The 23,100-nt window shown below is 59.6% G+C and carries 24 protein-coding genes and 1 tRNA gene; 9 read left to right on the top strand and 16 right to left on the bottom strand.

The annotated features are described in order from the left end of the window. Positions 1-29: 29 nt before the first annotated feature. Together ACQ4MY_RS20955 and ACQ4MY_RS20950 are read left to right on the top strand one after the other, a co-directional pair. Positions 30-986, top strand: coding sequence for a lysozyme inhibitor LprI family protein (locus ACQ4MY_RS20955; RefSeq protein ID WP_440096337.1), 957 nt, complete (start codon positions 30-32; stop codon positions 984-986). A 47-nt stretch (positions 987-1,033) separates the two neighbouring features. After that, entirely contained in the window at positions 1,034-2,212 is a 1,179-nt protein-coding gene (locus ACQ4MY_RS20950; RefSeq protein WP_008083538.1) for a DUF4236 domain-containing protein, read from the top strand. A gap of 42 nt (positions 2,213-2,254) precedes the next feature. On the opposite strand, the gene ACQ4MY_RS20945 is transcribed toward ACQ4MY_RS20950, so the two are convergent. The 7 genes from ACQ4MY_RS20945 to ACQ4MY_RS20915 form a co-directional block, all read right to left on the bottom strand. Continuing rightward, positions 2,255-3,511, bottom strand: a complete 1,257-nt coding sequence (locus ACQ4MY_RS20945; RefSeq protein WP_440096336.1) for a VWA domain-containing protein — start codon at positions 3,509-3,511, stop codon at positions 2,255-2,257. Positions 3,512-3,610: 99 nt separating this feature from the next. Beyond that, positions 3,611-4,339, bottom strand: a complete 729-nt coding sequence (locus tag ACQ4MY_RS20940; protein ID WP_440096335.1) for a class I SAM-dependent methyltransferase — start codon at positions 4,337-4,339, stop codon at positions 3,611-3,613. Between the two features lie 511 nt (positions 4,340-4,850). Further along, a tRNA-Gly gene (locus ACQ4MY_RS20935) sits at positions 4,851-4,924 on the bottom strand. 157 nt (positions 4,925-5,081) lie between these two features. Beyond that, on the bottom strand, positions 5,082-5,966 hold the full coding sequence (locus ACQ4MY_RS20930; RefSeq protein ID WP_008083543.1) for an alpha/beta fold hydrolase: 885 nt from the start codon (positions 5,964-5,966) through the stop codon (positions 5,082-5,084). A gap of 317 nt (positions 5,967-6,283) precedes the next feature. Next, a complete protein-coding gene (locus ACQ4MY_RS20925) occupies positions 6,284-6,976 on the bottom strand; it encodes a pseudouridine synthase (RefSeq protein WP_440096334.1) in 693 nt (230 codons plus the stop codon). Positions 6,977-7,009: 33 nt separating this feature from the next. Beyond that, positions 7,010-7,240 (bottom strand): cysteine-rich CWC family protein, encoded by a 231-nt coding sequence (locus ACQ4MY_RS20920; protein WP_008083547.1) that lies wholly within the window; start codon positions 7,238-7,240, stop codon positions 7,010-7,012. Beyond that, the gene (locus ACQ4MY_RS20915) at positions 7,233-7,382 is read right to left on the bottom strand and encodes a hypothetical protein (RefSeq protein ID WP_440096388.1); all 150 of its coding nucleotides are present in this window, start codon (positions 7,380-7,382) and stop codon (positions 7,233-7,235) included. The genes ACQ4MY_RS20920 and ACQ4MY_RS20915 overlap by 8 nt, the downstream gene beginning before the upstream one ends. A 125-nt stretch (positions 7,383-7,507) precedes the next feature. On the opposite strand from ACQ4MY_RS20915, the gene ACQ4MY_RS20910 reads away from it, so the two are divergent. Together ACQ4MY_RS20910 and ACQ4MY_RS20905 are read left to right on the top strand one after the other, a co-directional pair. Next, entirely contained in the window at positions 7,508-7,759 is a 252-nt protein-coding gene (locus ACQ4MY_RS20910; RefSeq protein WP_008083549.1) for a hypothetical protein, read from the top strand. Positions 7,760-7,940: 181 nt separating this feature from the next. After that, positions 7,941-8,348: a hypothetical protein gene (locus ACQ4MY_RS20905; protein WP_440096333.1), complete on the top strand. Its 408-nt coding sequence runs from the start codon at positions 7,941-7,943 to the stop codon at positions 8,346-8,348. A 54-nt stretch (positions 8,349-8,402) separates the two neighbouring features. Here the strand turns inward: ACQ4MY_RS20905 and ACQ4MY_RS20900 are convergent, their stop codons facing one another. After that, positions 8,403-9,515, bottom strand: coding sequence for an enoyl-CoA hydratase/isomerase family protein (locus tag ACQ4MY_RS20900; protein WP_440096332.1), 1,113 nt, complete (start codon positions 9,513-9,515; stop codon positions 8,403-8,405). A gap of 132 nt (positions 9,516-9,647) precedes the next feature. Here ACQ4MY_RS20900 and ung point away from each other — a divergent pair, with 132 nt between their 5' ends. Beyond that, positions 9,648-10,343, top strand: a complete 696-nt coding sequence (gene ung, locus ACQ4MY_RS20895; RefSeq protein ID WP_440096331.1) for a uracil-DNA glycosylase — start codon at positions 9,648-9,650, stop codon at positions 10,341-10,343. A 153-nt stretch (positions 10,344-10,496) separates the two neighbouring features. Here the strand turns inward: ung and ACQ4MY_RS20890 are convergent, their stop codons facing one another. The 5 genes from ACQ4MY_RS20890 to ACQ4MY_RS20870 all read right to left on the bottom strand — a co-directional run bounded on the left by ACQ4MY_RS20890 (position 10,497) and on the right by ACQ4MY_RS20870 (position 15,935). After that, positions 10,497-11,531, bottom strand: coding sequence for an AbrB family transcriptional regulator (locus tag ACQ4MY_RS20890; RefSeq protein WP_440096330.1), 1,035 nt, complete (start codon positions 11,529-11,531; stop codon positions 10,497-10,499). Next, entirely contained in the window at positions 11,524-13,038 is a 1,515-nt protein-coding gene (locus ACQ4MY_RS20885) for a tripartite tricarboxylate transporter permease (protein WP_440096329.1), read from the bottom strand. The genes ACQ4MY_RS20890 and ACQ4MY_RS20885 overlap by 8 nt, the downstream gene beginning before the upstream one ends. Before the next feature lies 1 nt (position 13,039). Continuing rightward, a complete protein-coding gene (locus ACQ4MY_RS20880) occupies positions 13,040-13,498 on the bottom strand; it encodes a tripartite tricarboxylate transporter TctB family protein (RefSeq protein ID WP_440096328.1) in 459 nt (152 codons plus the stop codon). Between the two features lie 56 nt (positions 13,499-13,554). Next, a complete protein-coding gene (locus ACQ4MY_RS20875; protein WP_008083562.1) occupies positions 13,555-14,532 on the bottom strand; it encodes a Bug family tripartite tricarboxylate transporter substrate binding protein in 978 nt (325 codons plus the stop codon). 110 nt (positions 14,533-14,642) lie between these two features. Beyond that, positions 14,643-15,935 carry an OprD family porin gene (locus tag ACQ4MY_RS20870; RefSeq protein ID WP_440096327.1) on the bottom strand — a complete coding sequence of 431 codons (1,293 nt, stop codon included), beginning with the start codon at positions 15,933-15,935 and terminating at the stop codon, positions 14,643-14,645. A 236-nt stretch (positions 15,936-16,171) separates the two neighbouring features. Between ACQ4MY_RS20870 and ACQ4MY_RS20865 the strand changes: the two genes are divergently transcribed. Together ACQ4MY_RS20865 and ACQ4MY_RS20860 are read left to right on the top strand one after the other, a co-directional pair. Next, positions 16,172-16,843 (top strand): response regulator, encoded by a 672-nt coding sequence (locus ACQ4MY_RS20865; RefSeq protein ID WP_008083565.1) that lies wholly within the window; start codon positions 16,172-16,174, stop codon positions 16,841-16,843. After that, entirely contained in the window at positions 16,836-18,221 is a 1,386-nt protein-coding gene (locus tag ACQ4MY_RS20860; RefSeq protein WP_008083567.1) for a sensor histidine kinase, read from the top strand. Before ACQ4MY_RS20865 ends, ACQ4MY_RS20860 begins: the two co-directional genes overlap by 8 nt. 153 nt (positions 18,222-18,374) lie before the next feature. Here the strand turns inward: ACQ4MY_RS20860 and ACQ4MY_RS20855 are convergent, their stop codons facing one another. Both ACQ4MY_RS20855 and ygfZ read right to left on the bottom strand, forming a co-directional pair. Beyond that, complete coding sequence (locus ACQ4MY_RS20855) at positions 18,375-19,196, bottom strand: HDOD domain-containing protein (protein WP_008077797.1); 822 nt, start codon at positions 19,194-19,196, stop codon at positions 18,375-18,377. A gap of 35 nt (positions 19,197-19,231) precedes the next feature. Further along, on the bottom strand, positions 19,232-20,173 hold the full coding sequence (gene ygfZ / locus ACQ4MY_RS20850) for a CAF17-like 4Fe-4S cluster assembly/insertion protein YgfZ (RefSeq protein ID WP_440096326.1): 942 nt from the start codon (positions 20,171-20,173) through the stop codon (positions 19,232-19,234). Positions 20,174-20,323: 150 nt separating this feature from the next. Between ygfZ and ACQ4MY_RS20845 the strand changes: the two genes are divergently transcribed. Further along, positions 20,324-20,578 carry an FAD assembly factor SdhE gene (locus tag ACQ4MY_RS20845; RefSeq protein ID WP_053118052.1) on the top strand — a complete coding sequence of 85 codons (255 nt, stop codon included), beginning with the start codon at positions 20,324-20,326 and terminating at the stop codon, positions 20,576-20,578. Continuing rightward, a complete protein-coding gene (locus tag ACQ4MY_RS20840; RefSeq protein WP_045122945.1) occupies positions 20,562-21,014 on the top strand; it encodes a protein YgfX in 453 nt (150 codons plus the stop codon). The genes ACQ4MY_RS20845 and ACQ4MY_RS20840 overlap by 17 nt, the downstream gene beginning before the upstream one ends. Here ACQ4MY_RS20840 and nadB read toward each other — a convergent pair. After that, positions 20,983-22,599 carry an L-aspartate oxidase gene (nadB, locus tag ACQ4MY_RS20835; RefSeq protein WP_440096325.1) on the bottom strand — a complete coding sequence of 539 codons (1,617 nt, stop codon included), beginning with the start codon at positions 22,597-22,599 and terminating at the stop codon, positions 20,983-20,985. The two genes, ACQ4MY_RS20840 and nadB, sit on opposite strands and share 32 nt — an antisense overlap. Between the last annotated feature and the right edge of the window lie 501 nt (positions 22,600-23,100).

The following is a 23,100-nucleotide window of genomic DNA, read 5'->3' as shown; positions in this document are numbered from 1 at the left end:
GAGCGAACACATTAAAAGGGATTTCGACTATGTCACGTTTGTCTCTCGGCTCAAGCCTCGTGGGTTTGTGGCTGGCGCTGTGTGCTGCCCAGGTATCGGCAGCGAGTTTTGATTGTGCCAAAGCCGTCAGTTTCGCTGAGAAAGCGATCTGCGCGCAGGGTGCCCTGGGTGTGCTCGATGAGCAATTGAACGCCGAATATGTTCGTGCGCTGCAAAACGCCGCTAACCCCAATCAAGTACGTGAGGCACAGCGACAGTGGTTGCGTCTGCGCGACAACTGCACCACCGGTCAGTGCCTGTCCGCTTCGATGTCGCAGCGGCTGAGTGAGCTGACTCAGCCTGTATCACCACCGGCAAAACCGGTTGCCGTTGCGACGAGCAAACCGCTCGAGCCTTCGACTGCGGTCAGTTCTCAAGCCAGTGCAATGCCTGCGCAACCTTCGGCCGTGGCCAGGCCAGCGCCGGTGCGCAGTGCCGCCGATGATCACCAAGCGGTTCTGAACCTGAAAATCGCGCTGTTTGTCATGGCTGTTTTGCTGTTGATCTGCGTCTGGCTGCACCATCGCGGTTCGATGACGATCTACCAGGATTACACCGATGCGCTGTGGACCAGCCTCATGCCGATCCTCGGCATCGGCACCTATTTTGTTTGCAGTGCCTGGCTGGAAATCCCCAAGGGTTATTCAGCAATTGCCGCCGGGGTACTGGCGTCGATCATGGCTGTGCAGGTGATTGTGCAGACCTACCGCAGCAATGGTGTGTCGTTGTATTTCCTGCTCGCACTGTTCGCAAAAATTGCCTTGCTGACCTTCTACTGCCTGATGATGCTGCTGTTGTTTGCCAGCAACGCCGGCAACAAACGCGATGCCCGGCGCAAGCGTGGTTGGGCGGTGGCGGTGACCACGGCGTTCGTCTTCCTCTCGGGCTGGATGTGCAGGCATCGACAGTTCTCCTCGATCGACGACTACATCGCCGGCAGGACCTGAACGGGTTGCGTTACTGTTTTCAGCCAACATTCATGCAAGGAGCGGTCATGGGATTTCGGTTCAGCAAGCGGATCACGTTGGTGCCGGGTGTGCGCCTGAATATCAGCGGCTCAGGTGTAAGCACGTCGATCGGTCCGCGCGGATTGAGCATGACCCTGGGGCGCAACGGCACCTTCCTCAATGCGGGGATTCCCGGAACGGGCCTGTCTTATCGTGAGCGCATCGACCGTCCTTCGCGAAAGCGTCCCGTTGCGACGGGGCATACCGGCCCGGTGAAGATCAAAGTCAGCGACGAGGGCACGCTGCTGATCACTGATATCGATGATCAGCCGCTGTCGGCCGCCATCGTCAAACGGGTGAAAAGCGAAATGGTGGACGACATTCAGCAGTTGCTGGAGAAAGCCGCGCAGACCATCAATCGTGATCTTGACGATTGCCTTGGGGTGCATTTGCTGACCCCGCGCCCAGGATCGCTGCCGGCGATTCCCGCGCCTTTTGCGATTGAGCCTCCGACGATGCCTGTGCAACTGACGCCAGGCCTTGTCGATCGGATGCTGCTGCGCGCGGCAAAGATCGTTCGGCAGGCCGAAGCGCAATTGGCCGCCTACGGCCAGCAGCTCGCCGAATGGCAGGCGACTCGCGACGCTCATGAGTTCGAGCGGGCCGAGATCGAGAAGGCGTTCCGTCTATCGGCCAAAGGTTTCAGTGCGCAGATGGAGAGAGCGCTCAACTACGTGCTGAGCGGTATTGCCTGGCCCAAGGAAACCCGGGTGACCTACGAGTTTTCCCAGGATGTGTGTGGGATTGCCCTGGATGTCGATTTACCCGATGAAGACGATGTACCCCGGCGCACCGCGCAAGCCACGGGCAACGGCAAACTTACCTTCAAAAAACGCACGGATGCTCAGGTACGTCGCGACTTTGTCGCACTGTGCTACGGCTCGTTGTTTCGCGTGGCGGGTGAGGTATTTGCGTTGTTGCCGGGTATCGGCAAGGTGTTGGTGTCGGGCTACATCCAGCGGGATGATGCAGCCAGCGGCAGGATCGCTGAGCACTACGTCATCTCGGCGCTGATTTCGCGAGATCAATGGAACGCGCTGAACTTCGATCGCTTGAGCGAGATTGATCCGATCGCGGCACTCGACGCGTGCGGGGCGCGGGTCAAACTGGATCGCTCGGCGCGGTTTGCCGAGATCACGCCGCTGCAAATGTCCGATCTGGACTGAAGAGACTCCCGCGCAAGCCTCAAGGCCTGCGCGGGCTGGCCATCAGCGAATAATGCCCTTGGCTTTGGCGTCCTTCAGCCAGATCGGAAACTCGGCCATCAACAGGTCGTAGAGCTGTTCTTCCGAGATGTCGTGCAAGTCATCCAGCGCGAAGAAACCACAGTTGTCGACCACGCGCCCGGGCAGGGTGTCGAGCTTTTCCAGAATCCCGTAACCCTTGCCGCCGAGCCCGACAAATTGCCAGAAGATCGGCAGATTGGCGGCGTCGACCATCAGGCGGGTGATCTTGCGGCTTTCCGACACGCCACCGTCACTGATGAACAGGACATACATGGGCGTGCCGTCATCGCTCAGATGAAACTGCTCCAGCACTTTTTCGATGACCTTGGGTTCATCGTTGATCCGGCTGCCCAGTTCCCAGTTTCTCCAGCCACGGCTGTCGCTGTCGATGAAGCCCTTGTGGTTGCTCAGCGTCACGGGTGAGAGGCGCAAAGGCTTGGCGCCGAACGCCCAGCAATCGAGCTCGCCGTCCTCATCGAACGACACTGCCAGCGGCAGCAGCCTGTCGACGACTTCTTGTACCCGGCCTTTGGCGTATTGATGGTTCATCGAGCCTGATGCATCGAGCACCAGCACCACGCGCGCCTTGGTCTGCGTGAGGTTGGCTTTTTCCAGGCTGATCTGGGCTTTTTTGGCCAGGCTGACCAAGTGCGGCGCGGCAGCGGCAATCTTTTTCTCGAGGGAAACCTTTGCCGGCGCTGGCGCTGGAACCGGTGCCGGCGCAGGGCTTTCAGCCACTTCTCCGCCGAAGTGATTGACCAGTGCATCGAGGCCCTGTGCGTAACCTTGCAGGTTCGAGAGCAGGCGCCATTCGCCGTTCTTGCGATAGAGTTCGGCGACCATGATCGCTTTTTCGGCGCTGAAGGTCGCACCGGAAAACGCGCACTGGGCAACCGTCTGACCGGCCGGGTTGGACACGCTGAACTGACTGGCACCGATGGCGCTCATCGCGCCGGCGCCATCAATGGAGGCGGTGAACACCAGGCGATCAATGGTGGCCGGCAACTGCGCGAGATTGATCTGAAATCGCCCCTGATCTTCAATCTTGACGCCGGCGCACGGCGTGCTCGGTTGATTGAAAAACACCATGTAGCGATCGTCGGAAAGCTTGCCCTGCGCGTCGACGCCGAAGCAGACAAAATCAATGACGTCGCTGGACTGAATCTGCACCGCGAGGGTGAGCGACTGACCCTGGAGAATGTTGGACAGTGGCAGGCGTTGTCCCTGAGTAATCTGCATCTTGCTTCCTTGTTTGATGATGGGTTGCCTCGGCACTTGCCGGGGAGGGCGCCGATTGCCGGCGTATTATCACCCCAAACCCGGTTGAAAGCTTTGCCCTCAGCGCTGCACTGACACCAGCAGTATCATCGGCCGTTCGCGCTCTTCTGCCAGCGCCGGTTGCGCAGCCACTTCGGCGTCGCTTGGGCCCCATTCGTTGACGTGACGAATGTTGAACCCCGCAGCAATCAGCCCATTGAGCAGCGTGCCCATCGTGCGATGCTGCTTGATCACACCTTCGGCCAGCCAGTTCGTCACGCGCTCGCCTTCCTTCTGATAACCGTCCAGCGGCCAGCGCTTGTTACCCTCGCTGTCCATCAACCAACCCGGATTGCGCGGCGCCATGAAGATCGGGTGTTCGATGGAAAAGACAAAGTGCGCGCCCGGTTTCAGCGCCGCGTACAGCTGTGCAAACAGCCCTGGCAGATCCTTGATGTAATGCAGTGCCAACGAGCTGTAAGCCAGGTCGAAATGGCAAGCGGGCAAATCGATCTGTTCAAGGTCGGCACGCTCGTAGCGGATGTTCGCTGCAGTAGTGGTATTGCGTGCCCGTTCCAGCATCTTCTCCGAGACATCCAGGCCCAAGACGTCGGTGGCGCCGTTCTCGCTGGCCCAGCGGCTGAACCAGCCATAACCGCAACCCAGATCGACCACGTGCAAACCGTGCATGGACGGTAACAGCGCCTTTAGCGCCGGCCACTCCGGCGCCGCGTCAAGGCCTCCGATCGAGCGGTTCATTTGGCTGTAGCCCTGGAAGAATGCTGGATCGTCGTAAATGTTTTGCGTCATGGTGAAATGCTCTTTTGATTTCGGTCGTCAGCGGCGCAGTGGCCGCGATTGGAATCCCTCGAAAGTGATGGCGCGTATTCGTCGATGGCCGCGCAGGGGGAGGGTGGTGGTTGATGGGGAAATGCTAGTTGGTTGGGCGGGAGGTGAAAACCGATGGAGTGTTGTGGATCTGTAATGTCGGAAAAATCGCTATGGTTTATCGCCGTGTAAACGTATTCCGGGCGAAGTGTTTAAAGGCGTGCAGTGTTACGTCCTGCCGTGTGCTCCGGATTTTCTGTACCGAGCGCCACATGTAGATCATTCCCTTGAACAGACTCCACTTGTTTTCATTAGAGAACCCGAAGCGTAGAGGGGACTGGCGAATCTGCAATCAACGGAGTGTTTCTGAAAGGTTCCGTACTGCCCAAATGGCAAACATCAAATCCCAGACACAAAAAAACCGGCCATCAAGGCCGGTTTTTTCTGTTCCTGCATCCCCCGTCAAAAAACACAACGTGAGACAAAATCTGAGTGGAGCGGGTAGAGGGAATCGAACCCTCGTCGGAAGCTTGGGAAGCTACTGTTCTACCATTAAACTATACCCGCTCAGAGCGGCTGACTTTGTACCAGACTCGGCCAAGGATTTGAAGTTTTCTTTTGCAAAAGAGTGCTTTGAATCGTTGAAAACGGTCAGTCGCGGGCGAGTGCTGCGGGTAATGATCGAAAAGCTCAACCCCACAGACTCGCTCGCGAAGACACTCTTTCAAATGGCCAATGCATGTTGATCCTGAACAAACGAGTAACGCGTTCGGCTGGTCTGCTGCGCCGGTTTCAGGAACCCGAGCAAGGCATTCTGGCTATCGCGGCACGCGGCCTTGTGCTCCATGTCGAGAAAGTGCCCCGTCGCTTGCAGGGTGGTGAACGTGCTCTGCGCCACATGGTTGCCGAACAGCCGTGCATCGTCGGCGGCCGTGTACTCGTCCCATTCGCCGTTTAGAAAAAGCACCGGCACGTTGATCTTCTTCGCCGCATTCAAATAGCACTGACGATCGCTGTGCAGCACGTCGCTGATGTGGAAATGCATCTGCCCGTATTCGTGCTCGGCCAGGCTGCTGACGTGACGATAGTTGAAGCGCTTGAACAGTGACGGCAGGTGTTTGCCGATGGTGTTGTTGACCAGGTGGCCGACGCGGTCGCCGTCCCGCTGGCCGAGGTAGTCGACGCCGCGTTCGAGGTAATCGAGCATGTGTGCGTTGATCACCGGCGAGAACGAGCTGATCACGGCTCGCTCGATGCGCCGTGGCTGGTGGGCGAGGGCGACCAGCGTCGCGGCACCGCCCCAGGAAAACGACAGCACGTGCTCGGCAGCGAAGTGGTCGATCAGCTCCAGCAGAATCTGCCCTTCGACGTCCTTGGTCAGGTGTTTCTCGTGGCGGTTGTGCGCTTTTGATCGGCCCGCGTAAGGCTGGTCATAGCAAACCACGTTGAATTGCGGGTGCAGGTTTTTCACAGTCTGTGCAAACGACGCAGTCGTGGCCATCGAGCCGTTGACCAGGATGATGGTCTTTTCTGCGGCGTCTGCGCGATAGAACTCCGTGTAAACCCGATACTGACCCTGTATATCCAGCACAGCGATTTCTGGCCTCATGTCATAAGACTCCTGGCAAGCAAGCGGGTATGCGCGCAAATAGAGATTGCACGAGCTTTGTGACAGGTAGGCATACGCCTGGAATTTGCTTGGCCCATGTCGATCCGTTACGGCAGGTCGACGGGTATTGTTATTGGCGGGCAGTCTGCCGGCTGAGGCGGAGCCTTGAAGGCTCTCTACCGGCAAAAAGTTTCTTAGAGGTATGTTGTGACTCATCGGTCACAATCTGGCCGACGTCCTGATTCAAGCAGGGGAGTCGGGATCGCGCAAGTGCCGCTGGTAAATTGTTCGACAACTTCTGCTGAGCGGTCGCCGGCTTAGAACAAATGGATCTCTTCGGTGCGCAAAGCGCGGTACTCGCCCGGTTTTAGCGCGTTATCGAGCAACAGCGGGCCCATCGATTCGCGGTGCAGGCGCAGCACTTTGTTGTTGAAGAAACCAAACATGCGCTTCACCTGATGGTAACGACCTTCGACGATGCTCAACCGCGCCGAGCGGGGGCCTATGAGCTCCAGCTGCGCCGGTTGCGTGGTCAAATCCTCGAACGCGAAGTAGATCCCTTCCGCAAAGGTAATCGCATATTGCGCGCCAATTTCCTGCTCGGTCTCGACGTAATAGACCTTCGGCAATTTGGTCTGCGGCTGGGTCAGGCGTCGCGACCACGCGCCATCGTTGGTGATCAGCATCAGGCCCGTCGTGTTGAAGTCCAGGCGCCCGGCAATGTGCAGGTCGTCCTTGTCCGGTTCATCGATCAGGTCGAGCACGGTTGGATGCTGCGGATCGCGGGTGGCGCTGACGCAGCCCGGTGGCTTGTGCAGCATGAAGTAGCGCGCGGGTTTGCCGGCTTGCAGGACTTCGTTATCGACTTCGACGCGGCTGAATTCCAGCACTTCGCTGTGCGGATCGCTGACGACTTTTCCGTCAATCCGCACGCGCTTTTCCACCAGCAACAAGCGAACCTGCTGACGGTTGTAGCGGGGCAGGTTGCTGAGGAAACGGTCGACGCGCATGTTCAGGGTTCAGTGATAGAAGGGGCGCGCATCTTACGGGATCAAGCGCTTCGCCGCTTGCAGTTGCGCCTCGACCTGCGCGCAACGCGGGCACAGGCAGGATTGGTTGCGTAATTCTGGCGGCAGGGCTTCGAGTACGGCGGGGTCGATAGTCACACCATAGCACCAGCATTCGCGGTCAGCGGTGCGCGGATCGGCCAGGCTGCAGTCGTTACGGGCGCCGCAGGCCGGGCAATGGTCAGGTTTAATGTCGGAATCAGGCATAAGTCGAGTAAGGCATTTCCACGCAGTTGCGGTTGCGGCCGGTTTGGCTGGCTCGGTACATCGCATGATCGGCCCGCGACAGCTGGCTGCGCAAGGTGTCATCGAACGAGGCGGCAGCCCGATGGCCAGTAATGACTGCCATATCTGCAGCGCGGAGCGCCGCTGATCTGATGCCTGTCGGGACTGGGCACTTGATCAATCCGCCTCAGTCAAATGTGTGTCGGCTGCTCTGTTCCGTTGCGGCCGTGGGTCTTTCAGGAGGCCGCCATGCGTATTCAGAAGATGTTGCTCGGTGCCGTTCTGGTGTTCGGTTTGTCCGGTTGTTACTACTACGCCGGTCCCTACGATGCTTACCCTGCTACCTACTACTCTCCCGGCTATTACTCGCCTTATTACTACGGTGGTTATTACGGCCCTCGTTACTACGGCGGCGCCCGCTATTACTACGGCGGTTACGGTTATCGCGGCGGTTACGGACGGGGTTATCACGGCGGCGGATATCATGGAGGGCACCATTAATCAGTGCCTGAATGACGGCGACCGACGTATGAACAAGGTTTCATAAATCACTTGTTTCAACTTGTTGCAGGAACGCACCAGATTCGGAAAACGCTGTCAGATCTTTCGTCAGTCCCAGAATAAATGACTGACGCCTGCCAGCGTCGCTGGTGTGGCTGACTCGCGGTCCAAGGAGGCCGCCATGTATAGACGAATCCTACTGCTTGCTGCGTTGATGTTTTCCGTTGCCGGTTGCGTCCCTTACTCTTACGCGGACTCGTATTACAGTTCCGAGGTCTACACCTCACCCGCACCGGCTTACTACAACACGGGCGGCAATTATTACAGCGGTGGCGGCACGTATTACGCGCAACCACGCTACTACCAGCCAGCGCCGCGGTACTACCAGCAACCGCGCTACTACCAATCGGCGCCGCGTTACTACCAACCGGCACCGCGCTACTACGAGAGCCGTCGCTGGCACGACAACGATCGCGGGCGCTGGGATGGCCACCGTCGCGGCGGTTGGGATAACGATCATCGCGGTCGCGGCAATTACGACCGTCACAGTGGACGTGGTGATCACAACGGACGTGGCAACCGCTGGTAACAAACTGCAAATGAAAAGCGGCGCATTGAGCGCCGCTTTTTTTGTGCGTGGATTTTAATACTGCGTCAGATCCGCCAACGGATGCCGCCCCTCCCAGGCCTTGTGAAAGTGCGCCTCAACCACCGCATCCGGCACATTGCTGATATCCGGCCAATGCCAGTGCGGCTTCTGATCCTTGTCGATCAAACGCGCGCGAACCCCTTCGCTGAACTCCGGATGCCGGCAACAATTGAGGCTCAGGGTGTATTCCATCTGAAAGACTTCGGCCAGCGACATGTGTCGAGCACGAATAATTTGCTCCCAGACCAGATGCGCCGTCAGCGGTGAGCCTTCGCTCATGGTCTTCGCTGCCCGAGCGATCAGCGGGTCACTGCTGTCGCGTTGCAGGCTGATGGCTTTCCAGGCGCAGGCCACGTCGCTGACGTCGAGCAGTTCGTCGATCTGCTGACGACGCGGCAGCCACTGCGCTTCGGGCATGTGCGCCACGGCTTCCTGTTGCAGCGCTTTGAGCAGACTGTTGAGCTGCCGATCGATCTGTTCCTGCCAATTCAGCTGCAACAGACCTTCGATCAGCTCCGGCTGCTGTTCGTCGAGCAGGAAGCGGTCGGCCAGATCCAGATCGATCGCATCACGGCCATTCATGTGCGCGCCGGTGAGTCCCAGAAACAAGCCGAGCTTGCCCGGCAGTCGCGCAAGAAACCAACTGGCGCCGACGTCGGGATACAGACCAATAGTGATTTCCGGCATCGCTAAACGACTGCTCGGCGTGACGATCCGCGTGCTCGCGCCTTGCAACAGGCCCATGCCGCCGCCGAGCACATAGCCATGGCCCCAGCAGATCAGCGGTTTTGGATACGTGTGCAGGCTGTAATCCAGGCGATATTCCGCGCTGAAAAACTGCGCGGCCAGCGGCGGGACTTCGGCGGGATGAGCGCGGCAGGCTTCGACCAGGCTGCGCACTTCGCCACCGGCGCAGAACGCCTTGGCACCATTGCCGCGTAACAGTACGCAGACGATTTGGTCATCCTTGGCCCAGGCGTCCAGTTTGTCACTGAGGGCGTTGATCATTGGCAGCGACAGCGCGTTCAGCGATTTTTCAGCATCCAGGCTGGCGATACCGATGCGGGCGCCGTCGGTGCCGGTGAGTTCTTCGAAGTGCAGATTCATCGTGACCTCGATCGGGAATTTGAACGATCAGTATGATCGCTGTGGGGGAAAGTGCCGGATCTGTGTCAGATCAATTGACAAGCGTGGCCGGCTTTCCTAGGGTTCGCCCCATTGTTTTTGCCGGGTATGACCATGACTGCTGACGACCGTATCAAACTCGAACCGAGCTGGAAGGAGGCACTGCGTGCTGAATTCGACCAGCCTTACATGGCAGAGTTGCGCAATTTTCTGCAGCAGGAGCGGGCGGCCGGCAAGGAAATCTATCCGCCGGGGCCAATGATTTTCAATGCGCTGAATTCGACGCCACTGGATAAAGTGAAAGTGGTGATCCTCGGCCAGGATCCGTATCACGGCCCGGGTCAGGCCCATGGCCTGTGCTTCTCGGTGCAACCGGGTGTGCCGGCGCCGCCGTCGCTGGTCAACATCTATAAAGAGTTGAAACGCGACCTCAACATCGACATTCCCAATCACGGCTACCTGCAGAGCTGGGCCGATCAGGGGGTGTTGATGATCAACACGACGATGACCGTCGAGCGCGCCAACGCCAATGCGCATAAGGACAAGGGCTGGCAGTTTTTCACTGATCGGATCATTGAGTTGGTCAGCGAGCGTCAGCCACATCTGGTGTTCATGCTCTGGGGCGCGCATGCGCAGAGCAAGCAGAAGCTGATCGATGCGACCAAGCATCTGGTGCTGACGTCGGTGCATCCGTCGCCGTTATCGGCGTATCGCGGGTTTTTGGGTTGCGGGCACTTTAGCCGCACCAACAAGTTTCTCGAGCAGAATGGCGAGACGCCGATCGAGTGGCGTTTGCCGCCTGTCGCGTAATCTCGTTCCCACGCTCTGCGTGGGAATGCCTCAATGGACGCTCTGCGTCCGCTTGGGACGCGGAGCGTCCCGGGCTGCATTCCCACGCAGAGCGTGGGAATGATCATGTGGGAGCGAGCTTGCTCGCGAAGAAGGCAACTCGGTCTTGCAGGCTTACTCCGGACTACGATTCCAGTACTTGAACAACGGCTCAGCCAAAAACAGCACAAACAGCAGCCGCATCACCTGCATCGCCGTCACCAGCGGCACCGACAATTGCAGCGTCTCCGCCGTCAGACTCATCTCGGCGATGCCGCCGGGCATCATGCCCAACGTCAGTGAACGCAAATCCAGATGAGTCAAAGCACTCAACCCCAACGCTGCTAGCGTCGCGATCAACATGGTCAACGCCGTGCCGATCAATGTCCGCCCCATAAATGATGGCGCGCGGCGGAAGAACTGCCGGTTGAAGTGACAACCCAAACCACTGCCGATCAACCACTGGCCGATCTGACTGCCGCCATTGGGCAAACCAATGTGCAGATCCCAACCAATGCTCACCGCCGCACTCACCAGCAACGGCCCGAACAGCCACGGATTGGGTTGGCGCAAACGCTGCCAGAGCCACGCGAGCAAACCGCCCGCCGGAAACAGAATCGCCAGCCAGCGCCAATCGACACTGCCCGCGTGGGAAATCGGATTACCGTCACCGAGCAGGTATTTGAACGCCGCCGGCACGCACAGCACCACCACCAGAACACGCAAACTCTGCCCCGCCGCAACATGGCTGAGCATCGCGCCATTGCGCGCGCCAAGGTTGACCATCTCGCCAGAGCCGCCGGGCATGCTCGAGAAAAACGCCGTGGCGCGATCCTCACCGGTGCGGCGCATCAACCACACGCCAACCACCGCCGACACACTGGTGACCAGCGCACCGAAGAAGATCAAGCCGAAATGACTGAGCACCTGCTCCATCACCACCGGGGTGAAGTGCAGCCCAATGCCAATGCCGACGATCCACTGACCACACTTGCGGCCGCCAGGAATCTCGGTGAGTTGCCACGGGGTCAGGCAGCGCACGAGGATGATCGCCAGCAACGAGCCGACCATCCATGGCAGTGGCCAGCCGATCTGGCTGGCGAGGTAACCGCCGAGCAGACCGACCAGCGGGGTTCCCCACCAGGATTTCAGTGAAGCGCGATCAAACATCGGCGATGGCGCGACGCGCGACCGAACGTTTGCGCCAGATGCGGATCAGCGGGAAGGCCAGCATCAGCGCGGTCAGCACCCAGACACCGAAGGTGATCGGGCTCGACCAGAGGATTTCCAGCGCACCGTTGGAAATCGACAGCGCACGACGCAGGTTCTGCTCCATCAGACCGCCGAGGATGAAACCCAGCAGTACCGGCGACAGCGGGAAATCGAGCTTGCGCAGGATGTAACCGAAGATGCCGATGCCGACCATCAGGAACAGATCGAACGTGGTCGCGTGCACCGCATAAACGCCGATCCCGGTGATGATCGCGATCACCGGCACCAGTGCCCAGTTCGGCACGGCAAGGATGCGGGTGAAGATGCGGATCATCGGGATGTTGAGGATCACCAGCATGATGTTGGCGATGAACAACGAGGCGATCAGGCCCCAGACGATGTCCGGTTGTTGCTGGAACAGCAGCGGGCCCGGGGTGATGTTGTACAACGACAGGGCGCCGATCATCACCGCTGTGGTGCCCGAACCTGGCACACCCAGTGTCAGCATCGGCACCAGTGCGCCACAGGCCGAAGCACCGATAGCGGTTTCCGGCGCAGCGAGGCCACGGGCATCACCCTGACCGAATTTGCCGCTGGCACCGGCGAGACGTTTTTCGGTCATGTACGCCACGGCGCTGGCCAGCGTCGCGCCAGCACCCGGCAACACGCCCATGATGAAACCAAGCAGGCCGCAGCGAATGTTCACCACGAACACCGAAGACGCTTCCTTGAAGTTGAACATCATCCGCCCGGTCGCCTTCACTGCTTCCTGGCCGCGATGGGTTTTCTCCAGCAGCAACAGAATCTCGCTGATCGAAAACAGGCCCAGCACCAGCACGACGAATTGAATGCCGTCAGTCAGGTGAATGTTGTCGCCGGTAAAGCGATACACGCCGCTGTTGGCGTCGATGCCGACGCTCGACAGGAACAGGCCGATCAACGCCGCGATAAACGTCTTCAACGGTCGATCCCCGGCCATGCCACCGAGGCAGACAATCGCAAACACCATCAGCACGAAGTATTCCGCCGGGCCAAAGGCAATCGCCCATTTCGCCAGCAGCGGGGCGAACAGCACCATGCCGCAAGTGGCGATAAATGCGCCGATAAACGAACTCCACGCCGACAGCGACAGCGCCACACCAGCTAGACCTTTGCGGGCCATCGGGTAACCGTCGAGGGTCGTCATCACGGTCGATGCTTCGCCGGGAATGTTCAGCAGGATCGAGCTGATCCGGCCACCGTATTCGCAGCCCAGATACACCGCAGCCAACAGAATCAACGCCGACTCCGGTGGCAGGCCGAGCGCAAATGCGATCGGGATCAGCAGTGCCACGCCATTGATCGGGCCAAGGCCGGGAAGCAGGCCAACGACGGTGCCGATCAGCGTGCCGCACAGCGCGGTGACCAAGTTGTACGGGCTCAGCGCGACGCCGAAGCCTTGGCCCAAATAACCGAGGGTATCCATATCAGTTCTCCAGCACGTCGAGCAGGCCAAGGGGCAGCGGAACGTCCATCACACGGTCGAACAGCAGGTACAGACCGATGGCCATCAGCGTGGTGACTACGATGCTCGGCATCCAGCGACCGCCATACAGGCGCGCCATCGGAATGCCGATGAGGATGCTGCTGAGGATGAAACCCAGCGGTTCGAACAGACCGGCGAACACCAGCAGCAGGGCGACGCAGATGGCGATCTTGGTTAGCGTTTCGCAATCCAGTGGCGGCTCGTCTTCACTGTGTTTGATCGGCGCCGGGCGAAACACCATGTACAACAGCGCCGCGCCCATCAGGCCGAGCATCAGCAGCGGGAAGGCGCGCGGGCCGACCGGTTCGTAGGAAAAAGCCGCTTGGTACGGCCACGCCATCAGTGCCAGGCCGACACAGACCAGCAACAGCACCGAGGCGAAAATGCGTCGAATAAGCATGGGAGCTCCTGGGCCGCGCTCCCGCAACCGGGAGCGCAGCCGCTAGACAGAGGCGATCACTGGATCAGGCCGAACTCTTTGGCCAGCACTTTGTAGTCGGCAACTTGCTTCTTCACGTAGGTGTCCAGTTCCGGGCCGGTCATGGCGAACGGGAACAGTTCACGCTGATCGCGCAGCTTGGCGAACTCGTCGGAGGCCAGCAGCTTGTCGAACGAGTCTTTCCACCAGGCGTAGTCTTCGTCGCTGACTTTTGGCCCGAGGTAGAAACCGCGAACCACCGGCCAGACGATGTCGTAGCCTTGCTCGCGAGCGGTCGGGATGTCTTTCATTTCCGGCTCATCGAGACGCTTGTCGGCGAACACCGCGAGCAGGCGCATGTCGCCGCTCTGGATGTGCGGCATGGAGTCGGAGATGTCGGTACTGCCGACCTGGATGTGACCACCGAGCAGGGCGGTAGCGATTTCGCCGCCGCCTTCGAGGGCGACATACCGCAGGTCGCGCGGGTTGATCCCGGCAGCCTTGGCGATCAGTGCGGTTTGCATCCAGTCCTGGCTGCCAACGGTGCCGCCGGAACCAATGACCACCGAGCTTGGATCTTTCTTCAATGCCTGAACGAGATCGTCGAGGGTCTTGTAGGGCGAATCGCTTTTCACCGCGATGGCGCCGTAGCTGGTACCGACAGCCGCCAGCCAGCGCACGTTGGTTTCATCGAAACGCCCGAACTTGCCTTGCGCCAGGTTCAGCAACGAACCGCTCGACCACGCAACCAGCGTGCCGGCATCGGCCGGACGCTGCGCGACCACCGCGTTGTAAGCCACTGCGCCGACACCGCCAGGCATGTAGGTCACGCGCATCGGTTTACTCAGCAACTTCTGGTTGACCAGCGCGCTCTGCACCAGTTTGCAGGTCAGGTCAAAACCACCACCCGGCGATGCCGGCGCAATGCATTCCGGACGTTTCGGTTCGGCCATCAACTGCCCGGCCACCAGCATCATGCCGGCCGCCAAAGCAACTTTACGCAGTGAAAAATTCATTGGTCTCTCCACAGTTTTTTGTTGTAAGGACTTTTGTGTAGGAGCTGCCGAAGGCTGCGATCTTTTGATCTTTTGATCTCCCGACCACACCGCCAAGGCATTTCAATCAATTACCAAAGAGCAACGCTATAGCTCACCAGCAACCGCACTTCATCCGCATCGCGAGCCGAGTAATTGGAACGGTAAGTGGCATTCCTCAAACGCACGGCGACATCCTTCAAGGCGCCGCTTTGTACTACATATTTGATCTCGGTGTTGCGCTCCCACTCTTTGCCTTCTTCGCCGTTCTTGAGCTTGATGTTGTCACCGCTCAAGTAGCGGCTCATGAAGCTCAGGCCCGGGATGCCGAGTTTGGCGAAGTCGAAGTCGTAGCGTGCCTGCCAGGAGCGTTCTTCAGCGCCGGCGAAGTCGTTGATCTGCACGAAGTTGACCAGGTACGGGTCGCTGCCATCGACATACGGGAACGCGCTGTCGCCAGACATGTGCTGATAACCGGCGCTGAACTTGTGACCGCTCAGCGCGTAACTGACCAGACCGTTGAGCGAGCGGTTGTCGATTTCGCCGCCACGGGCTGCGCCCTGATCATCACTGACGGCAAAGCGCAGATCAGTGGCAAACGTGCCCGGGCCCATCGGCCGCGAGGCAACCAGGCCGAAGAAGTGCTGGTTGTAGACTTCGTCGAGTTGCGCGAAGTGGTAACTGCCGGTGATCTTGTCGGTGAACTTGTAATCCACGCCGCCAAAATCGAAGTGCTTGCCGGCAGCGGTGCCAGCGAAACGGCTGTTCTTGTTATTGAGGGCGATGTCCTCGAAATCGGTGCTGTCGCGATCCTTGGCTTTCTCCAGTCGGCCACCGGTGAAGGTCAGGTTCTTGATCTCTTTGGAGGTCAGCAAACCGCCTTCAAAGGTTTGCGGCAGGATGCGCCCGTCGTTGGGCTTGAGGATTGGCAGTTCAGGAATCAGGCTGCCGATTTTAAGTTCTGTGGCGGAGATTTTCACTTTGCCGGTCAGGCCGAGCTTGGAGTATTCATCCGCCGCACGCCCGTCATCGTGGGTCGGCAACAGGCCGGTGCCGGTGCGGTCGGGGCTGGAATCGAGTTTGACCCCGAGCATGCCCAGCGCATCGACACCGAAGCCTACGGTGCCATCGGTGTAACCCGATTGCAGATTGAGCATGAAGCCCTGGGCCCATTCGTCACGCTTGGATTGCTGGGCGCTGGTGCCATCGCGAAAGTCGCGGTTGAAATACATGTTGCGGGTTTCGAAGGTGGCGCTGCTGTCTTCAATGAAGTCGGCAAAACTCAGCGGCGAAAAACCGGCAAGGGCGGCGGCACTGGCGAGGGCGGTGTGGCTGAAACGGGAAGGGCGAACAGGCGTGGATGCCTGCGGCTGCATGGACGGCATGCGGGTGTACTCCGTTTATTGTTCTTATTGGTCGAAAACGCTTCGTGGCGTTTTTCGTATCGCTGTGTGGCAGCAGCGACGGCAGCCGGGACTGTCCGTGGGCCGACTCTAACCGGCTAACCTTTCGCTAACCTTTCAGCTGACTTTCAATGTTTTCGGGCTTCACAGCGGCGGTTGCGGCTGTAAACTCCGCGGCAAAGAGTGGCGCCGGCCACCCCTGAACGAGGTAAAAATCCATGCGTGTTCTGCTCGTCGAAGACCATCTGCAACTGGCCGAAAGTGTCGCCCAGGCGCTCAAGAGCACCGGTCTGACCGTGGACGTGTTGCACGATGGCGTGGCCGCCGACCTGGCATTGAGCAGCGAGGAATACGCCGTGGCGATCCTCGATGTCGGCCTGCCGCGCATGGACGGATTTGAAGTGCTGGCGCGTCTGCGCGCCCGTGGAAAAAATCTGCCGGTGCTGATGCTGACGGCGCGCAGTGATGTGAAAGACCGCGTGCACGGCCTCAATCTGGGAGCTGATGATTACCTCGCCAAACCGTTCGAGCTGACTGAGCTGGAGGCGCGGGTCAAAGCCCTGCTGCGGCGCAGCGTGCTCGGCGGCGAACGTCAGCAGCGCTGTGGCGTGCTGGCCTACGACCTCGACACCCGACGCTTCACTCTTGGCGAAGATTTGCTGACCCTGACGTCCCGCGAGCAAGCGGTGCTGGAAGCGTTGATCGCCCGACCGGGGCGGGTGATGAGCAAGGAGCAACTGGCCGCGCAGGTGTTCGGCCTCGATGAGGAGGCCAGCCCGGACGCCATCGAAATCTATGTGCACCGGTTGCGCAAGAAGCTCGACGGCCAGCCCGTCGCCATCGTGACCTTCCGTGGCCTCGGTTACCTGCTGGAAAGCCGCGATGCATAAGCCCAGCAGCCTGCGCTGGCGGTTGCTGTGGAACCTCGCGTTATTGCTGGTGGTGTTGATGCTCGCCAGTGGTTTGAGCGCTTACTGGAACGGGCGCGAAGCCGCCGACACGGCGTACGACCGCACCTTGCTGGCCTCGGCGAGGACCATTGCGGCCGGTTTGTCCCAGCGTGACGGCAGCCTCAGCGCCGATGTGCCTTACGTGGCCCTCGATACCTTCGCCTACGACAGCGCCGGGCGGATTTATTACCAGGTCAACGACATTCATCAAAAGCTGATTTCCGGCTACGAAAACCTCCCCGGCCCGCCGCCCGGCACCAAGCGCACGGACAGTTATCCGGCGCTCGCGCGGTTCTACAACGCCACCTACAACGGCCAGAACGTGCGCGTGGTCAGCCTGCTGAAAGCGGTCACCGAGCCCAACATGAACGGCATGGCGGAAATTCGCGTCGCCGAAACCGATGAAGCACGCGTGAGCATGGCGCGCAGTCTGGCGGCCGATACGTTGCTGCGTCTGGGCATGTTGGCGATCGGCGCGTTGCTATTGGTCTGGTTCGCTGTCAGTGCGGCATTGCGACCGCTTGAGCGTTTGCGCACCGCTGTGGAAGAACGTCAGCCCGATGATTTGCGGCCATTGCCATTGGTCGAGGTGCAACATGAGTTATGGCCATTGGTGCGCGCCCTCAACCACTTCACCGAGCGCTTGCGTGGCCAGTTCGAGCGACAGGCGCAGTTCATTGCCGACGCGGCGCATGAATTGCGCACGCCATTGGCGGCATTGAAGGCGCGGCTGGAGTTGGGCCTGCGTTCGAATGAACCGGAAACCTGGCGCACGACGCTGGAATCATCGGCACAAAGCACCGATCGCCTGACTCATTTGGCCAATCAATTGCTGTCGCTGGCGCGCGTAGAAAACGGCGCGCGGGCGATAGCGGAGGGCGGGGCGCAGTTGCTTGATCTGAGCCAGTTGGCGCGGGAACTGGGCATGGCCATGGCACCCTTGGCGCACAAGCGCGGGGTGGCGTTGGCATTGGAGGCGGATGAGCCGGTGTGGCTGCGCGGTGAACCGACATTGCTCAATGAGCTGCTGAGCAATCTGGTGGATAACGCCCTGGCGCACACGCCACCGGGCGGCAACGTGATTTTGCGCGTGACGGCGCCGGCGGTGCTTGAGGTGGAAGACGACGGGCCGGGGATTCCGCTGGAAGAGCGCGATCGGGTGTTCGAGCGGTTTTACCGGCGTAATCAGCAGGTGGCCGGGTCTGGATTGGGCTTGGCGATTGTCGGCGAGATTTGCCGGGCGCATCTGGCGCAGATCAGTCTGCATGATGGCGAGGAGGCGGGGTTGAAGGTGCGGGTCAGCTTTGTTGCCGGGTGATCGGCAAGTTGGCTTTTGTGGCGAGGGGATTTGTCCCCGATCGGCTGCGCAGCAGTCGCAATTCCTCAATTTACGGTGTGTCAGGTAAACCGAGTCGACTGATTTTAGGGTCGCTTCGCAACCCATCGGGGATAAATCCCCTCGCCACAAATTTTAGTAAAACATCGTCCGCGATTCTTCCAGATCCGCGCACAGTTCCTTGTTGTCCGGGTCAATCCCAAGCTTCCTGAACGCCGGCACGCTCAACGGATCAATCCGCGCAAACGGATGATCGGTGCCCTTGTGGCAATACAGGCTCGCCACTTGCACCAGATCGACGTAATCGATCTCCGCCGAATCGCGCTTGAAATCCTGATACAGCCCCGGCAGTTCCACCAATCGTTCGGGAAACTCCCAGACGCGCAGCAGTTTGTCGCCGAGCAACGGATGAATGTGGTCGATTACATGGTTGAGGCTGACCGGATCCGACAGCAGTTCGTAGTGATCTTCGGCGTACGTCAGAATCGGTAGCACGCCGATCTGATGCACCAGCCCCCCCAGCGCCGCTTGATCCGGCTTGAGTTGGGTGTGGCGACGGCACAGCGCGTAGCTGACCCCGGCGATCTCCAGACTGCTGCGCCAGACTTCACGCATTTTCTGTTCGACCACCTCGGAGCGCGCGTGGAAAATCTGCTCCATCACCAGGCCGATCGCCAGGTTGCTGCTGTAGTTGATTCCCAACCGGGTGATGGCGGTGTGCAGGTCGGTGACTTCCTGCGCGGCGCGCAGTAACGGGCTGTTGACCACTTTGATCAGGCGCGCCGACAGCGCCGTGTCCCGGCCGATGACTTTACTCAAATCGCTGACGCTGATTTCCGGGTCTTCGGCGGCCTTGCGAATTTGCAGGGCCACTTCCGGCAACGTGGGCAGAACCAGGTCATCGTTATCGATGGCCTCAACCAAATCCTGTTGGACCTTTTCCGCCAGTTCGCTCATTTAGACTCTCTAGGGTGTTGCAACAAATGCTGCGATCAGCGCTGGATTTCGCGGTCGCGATCCAGTTCATACGGCAGGTCGAGCAGATGCAGCGCAGGGCCTTCGAGGGCGCCCAGATGCAAATCACCGGCTTCGGCAGCTTCGGCTTGCAGCACCGCCAGGAGTTCAATGTTTTCGCCTGCGCTGGCGGCCAGTACCACTTCACCGATGGCGCTGTTGTGGCTCGGCGCAAACAGTTGTGTGCCTGGCTCCGGCAGTTCGGTGGCGTTCAGGCTCAAGCGATACAAGCGACGCTTGAGTTTGCCCAGGTACTGCATGCGCGCGACGATTTCCTGGCCGGTGTAGCAGCCTTTCTTGAAACTCACGCCGCCGACGGCTTGCAGGTTGAGCATCTGCGGGATGAACAACTCGCGGGTGCTCGGCATGACCTGACCAATACCGGCACGGATCTGGCCCAGCAACCATTGGTTCAGTTCACCTTGCGCGAGCATTGACGCCAGTTTGGTCTTGATCGCATCAGCCTGATCCGCAGGCACCCAGAGTTCGGCGCGATGGGGCGAGACGCGAATCGCGATCAGGCCTTCGTTGCGCACCACACTGTCGGTTTCTGTTGGCAAGTCCAGACCGAGGCTGGTCAGGGCGCTGTCACCGTGCTCCAGGCCGAAGCGCACCCAGGAAGCACTTTCATCGGTCAGTTTCGACTTGGAGAACACCGCGTACTTTTTCAAGTCCGCCAGTTGCGGCTCGAGCAACTCGCTGGCCATTGCCAGAACCACGCCGTCACCTTCGAGCAGAATGCGGAAACTCGACTGCATCCGGCCTTTCTGCGTGCAACGGGCGCCGAGACTGGCGCGGCTGTCGCTGAGGTAATTGAGGTTGCAGGTCAGTTGGCCTTGCAGGAATTTTCCGGCATCCGCGCCGCGAACCGCGAGAACGCCTTCATGAGACAGGGTGCAGAAAAAAGCAGAATCGGCCATGGGTCATCGCAGGGTAAATAGACTGGGGCACATCATAAGGGCGCGTTGTTGAAATGGGTAGTTGATAAAGGATCGATGGTGCCCGACCAAAGCCGACTGTGCGACCCGCCTCGGGGCTGTATACTTGCCGCCAAATTTGAGGAGGGCCCCATGGTCGAACAAGTTGAACTGAATCGCCTCTTTTGGCACAGCCGTCGCGGCATGCTTGAGCTTGACGTGTTGCTGGTGCCGTTCGTGAAGGAGGTTTACGCGACGTTGAACCAGGTGGATCGCGATCTGTATGTGCGTCTGCTGACGTGTGAGGATCAGGACATGTTCGGCTGGTTCATGGAGCGCAGCGAGTCTGAAGATCCGGAATTGCAGCGCATGGTTCGCATGATTCTGGATCGTGTCCAGCCCAAGTAATACGTTCGAATGCCGCTGGCATGCCTCTGGGCAGTTGCTGGCGGCGTATCTGTTGGCCCAGGCGTTCGCCCTGGGTGCTTTGTTTCTTCTGTCGATTCCACTCTGGGCCAGTCTGCTCGGGGTTTTTGGCTGTCTGCTCCACGGGTTCTGGACCTTGCCCCGACAGATTCTGCTGACTCACCGAACGGCTTTCTGCGGGTTACGCCGCGACGCCGATGGCTGGCAGCTGTGGAATCAGGCGAAGGGCTGGCAAGCGGTGCAACTGCGCCCGGACAGTCTGGCGCTGCCACTGATCGTGGTGCTGCGCTTTCGTTTGCGCGGGGAATGGCGGGTACGATCGGTTTGTGTGCCGCGAGACTCGCAGGTCGCCGATGTGCATCGACGCCTGCGCGTGCGGCTCAAGTTCAGCCGGCGTAGGTGGGCGGCACCAGAATAGTGTCGAGTGCCTCGGGCAGCATGTCCGGATAGTCGAGGGTGTAATGCAGGCCGCGACTTTCTTTGCGTTCCATGGCTGAGCAGATCATCAGTTCGGCGACTTGTGCCAGATTGCGCAACTCGATCAGGTCGCGGCTGACTTTATAGTTGCTGTAAAACTCGTCGATCTCGTCCAGCAGCAGGCGCACGCGATGTTGCGCCCGTTGCAGGCGCTTGTTGGTGCGCACGATGCCGACGTAGTCCCACATGAACCGGCGCAGTTCATCCCAGTTGTGGGCGATGATCACGTCTTCATCAGAGTCGGTCACCTGACTGGCGTCCCAGACGGGCAGGGCGCTTGGCGCATCGACATCGTCCAGTTGCGCGAGAATGTCCGCCGCCGCCGAACGGGCATAGACGAAACATTCCAGCAACGAATTGCTGGCCATGCGGTTGGCGCCATGCAGGCCGGTGAAGCTGGTTTCGCCGATGGCATACAAGCCCGGCACATCGGTGCGGCCGCTCTGGTCGACCATCACGCCGCCGCAGGTGTAATGCGCGGCGGGGACAACCGGGATTGGCTGTTTAGTGATGTCGATGCCGAAACCGAGGCAGCGCTCATAAACAGTGGGGAAGTGCGTCTTGATGAAATCTTCGGGCTTGTGGCTGATGTCGAGATAAACGCAGTCGATGCCCAGACGCTTCATTTCATGGTCGATGGCGCGGGCGACGATATCGCGCGGGGCCAGTTCGGCGCGTTTGTCGAAGCGGTACATGAAGCGTTCGCCGTTCGGCAGCTTCAAGTGGGCGCCTTCGCCGCGCAGGGCTTCGGTAATAAGGAAGCTTTTCGCTTGCGGGTGATAGAGGCAGGTCGGGTGGAACTGATTGAATTCCAGGTTCGCCACCCGGCAGCCAGAGCGCCAGGCCATGGCAATGCCGTCGCCACAAGCGCCGTCGGGGTTGCTGGTATAGAGGTAGACCTTGGCCGCGCCACCCGAGGCGAGAATCACGAAGCGTGCGCCGTAGGTGTCGACTTCGCCGGTTTTGCGGTTCAGCACGTAGGCGCCGAGGCAGCGATCGCCTTCCATGCCCAAGCGGCGTTCGGTGATCAGATCGACGGCAACCCGCTGTTCGAGCAGTTCAACGTTTGAGCGCTCCTTGGCTTGGGCCAGCAGGGTTTTGAAAATGGCCGCGCCAGTGGCATCGGCGGCGTGGATGATGCGCCGATGGCTGTGACCGCCTTCGCGGGTCAGGTGGAATTCGAAACCGCCGTCTTCCGTGCCGGACTGTTCGTCGCGGGTGAACGGTACGCCTTGGTCGATCAACCATTGAATGGCTTCACGGCTGTGCTCGACGGTAAAGCGCACAGCGTCTTCGTGACACAGCCCGCCACCGGCGTTAAGGGTGTCGTCGACGTGGGATTCGACAGTATCGGTGTCGTCGAGAACGGCAGCGACGCCACCCTGGGCCCAGAAAGTGGAGCCGTTGGAGAGATCGCCTTTGCTTAAAACAGCAATGCGCAAATGACCCGGCAGGGTCAGCGCAAGACTCAAACCGGCAGCACCGCTGCCAATGACCAGAACATCATGTTGGAATTGTTGGCTCATTACAGGATTCCGCTCAAAGCGACCCGGGTCGGGGGTGGCGCAATTCGCCTGGATCGGCGAGTCAAGTCAGCCACACAGCCCACTAGTATATAGAGGGGTGGAGCGGCACAATAGCCGGGCCCATATGGCATTGTGAAACTACTGTGACGGGGAAAGGCGGGTGCTTCGTCGGAAGTTTTTTTCGGCTGCGGCGGGAAAAGACGACTGTATCGGCGCTGAAACAGTGTTTTTCTGCCCAGGGTTGCCCATTGTCGGGTCGGCACGGCTATAAATAATTGGAACTTTTGCCAAAGGCCCAAGATCAATAGACGGTGCCAGAAACAAGGGACAGTATCGGCTTCAGTGCGGAATCTGTGGTTGAGGTTCCTGCCGGCGAAACCGATAACAAGATTATTCGCGCAGCCGGTTTATCCCGCGCTGCGTTTTTCGTGCGTGCCAAATCAGAGCCCGCAGGAAACTTGCCTGGAGGGGGAGAACTTTTGCGAAAAGCCCGAGTCTATG

The organism is Pseudomonas sp. SM4 (genome assembly GCF_051913165.1).
In the GTDB taxonomy this organism is placed as follows: Bacteria; Pseudomonadota; Gammaproteobacteria; order Pseudomonadales; family Pseudomonadaceae; genus Aquipseudomonas.
The sequence above is the reverse complement of the archived record's forward strand: the minus strand, read 5'-3'. Positions and strand labels throughout refer to the sequence as shown.

What these genes read in the sequence shown, in the direction of transcription:
- ACQ4MY_RS20955 (WP_440096337.1), top strand. Translation starts at nt 30, where the DNA reads ATGTCACGTTTGTCTCTCGGCTCAAGCCTCGTGGGTTTGTGGCTGGCG.
- ACQ4MY_RS20950 (WP_008083538.1), top strand. Translation starts at nt 1,034, where the DNA reads ATGGGATTTCGGTTCAGCAAGCGGATCACGTTGGTGCCGGGTGTGCGC.
- ACQ4MY_RS20945 (WP_440096336.1), bottom strand. Translation starts at nt 3,511, where the DNA reads ATGCAGATTACTCAGGGACAACGCCTGCCACTGTCCAACATTCTCCAG.
- ACQ4MY_RS20940 (WP_440096335.1), bottom strand. Translation starts at nt 4,339, where the DNA reads ATGACGCAAAACATTTACGACGATCCAGCATTCTTCCAGGGCTACAGC.
- ACQ4MY_RS20930 (WP_008083543.1), bottom strand. Translation starts at nt 5,966, where the DNA reads ATGAGGCCAGAAATCGCTGTGCTGGATATACAGGGTCAGTATCGGGTT.
- ACQ4MY_RS20925 (WP_440096334.1), bottom strand. Translation starts at nt 6,976, where the DNA reads ATGCGCGTCGACCGTTTCCTCAGCAACCTGCCCCGCTACAACCGTCAG.
- ACQ4MY_RS20920 (WP_008083547.1), bottom strand. Translation starts at nt 7,240, where the DNA reads ATGCCTGATTCCGACATTAAACCTGACCATTGCCCGGCCTGCGGCGCC.
- ACQ4MY_RS20915 (WP_440096388.1), bottom strand. Translation starts at nt 7,382, where the DNA reads ATGGCAGTCATTACTGGCCATCGGGCTGCCGCCTCGTTCGATGACACC.
- ACQ4MY_RS20910 (WP_008083549.1), top strand. Translation starts at nt 7,508, where the DNA reads ATGCGTATTCAGAAGATGTTGCTCGGTGCCGTTCTGGTGTTCGGTTTG.
- ACQ4MY_RS20905 (WP_440096333.1), top strand. Translation starts at nt 7,941, where the DNA reads ATGTATAGACGAATCCTACTGCTTGCTGCGTTGATGTTTTCCGTTGCC.
- ACQ4MY_RS20900 (WP_440096332.1), bottom strand. Translation starts at nt 9,515, where the DNA reads ATGAATCTGCACTTCGAAGAACTCACCGGCACCGACGGCGCCCGCATC.
- ung (WP_440096331.1), top strand. Translation starts at nt 9,648, where the DNA reads ATGACTGCTGACGACCGTATCAAACTCGAACCGAGCTGGAAGGAGGCA.
- ACQ4MY_RS20890 (WP_440096330.1), bottom strand. Translation starts at nt 11,531, where the DNA reads ATGTTTGATCGCGCTTCACTGAAATCCTGGTGGGGAACCCCGCTGGTC.
- ACQ4MY_RS20885 (WP_440096329.1), bottom strand. Translation starts at nt 13,038, where the DNA reads ATGGATACCCTCGGTTATTTGGGCCAAGGCTTCGGCGTCGCGCTGAGC.
- ACQ4MY_RS20880 (WP_440096328.1), bottom strand. Translation starts at nt 13,498, where the DNA reads ATGCTTATTCGACGCATTTTCGCCTCGGTGCTGTTGCTGGTCTGTGTC.
- ACQ4MY_RS20875 (WP_008083562.1), bottom strand. Translation starts at nt 14,532, where the DNA reads ATGAATTTTTCACTGCGTAAAGTTGCTTTGGCGGCCGGCATGATGCTG.
- ACQ4MY_RS20870 (WP_440096327.1), bottom strand. Translation starts at nt 15,935, where the DNA reads ATGCCGTCCATGCAGCCGCAGGCATCCACGCCTGTTCGCCCTTCCCGT.
- ACQ4MY_RS20865 (WP_008083565.1), top strand. Translation starts at nt 16,172, where the DNA reads ATGCGTGTTCTGCTCGTCGAAGACCATCTGCAACTGGCCGAAAGTGTC.
- ACQ4MY_RS20860 (WP_008083567.1), top strand. Translation starts at nt 16,836, where the DNA reads ATGCATAAGCCCAGCAGCCTGCGCTGGCGGTTGCTGTGGAACCTCGCG.
- ACQ4MY_RS20855 (WP_008077797.1), bottom strand. Translation starts at nt 19,196, where the DNA reads ATGAGCGAACTGGCGGAAAAGGTCCAACAGGATTTGGTTGAGGCCATC.
- ygfZ (WP_440096326.1), bottom strand. Translation starts at nt 20,173, where the DNA reads ATGGCCGATTCTGCTTTTTTCTGCACCCTGTCTCATGAAGGCGTTCTC.
- ACQ4MY_RS20845 (WP_053118052.1), top strand. Translation starts at nt 20,324, where the DNA reads ATGGTCGAACAAGTTGAACTGAATCGCCTCTTTTGGCACAGCCGTCGC.
- nadB (WP_440096325.1), bottom strand. Translation starts at nt 22,599, where the DNA reads ATGAGCCAACAATTCCAACATGATGTTCTGGTCATTGGCAGCGGTGCT.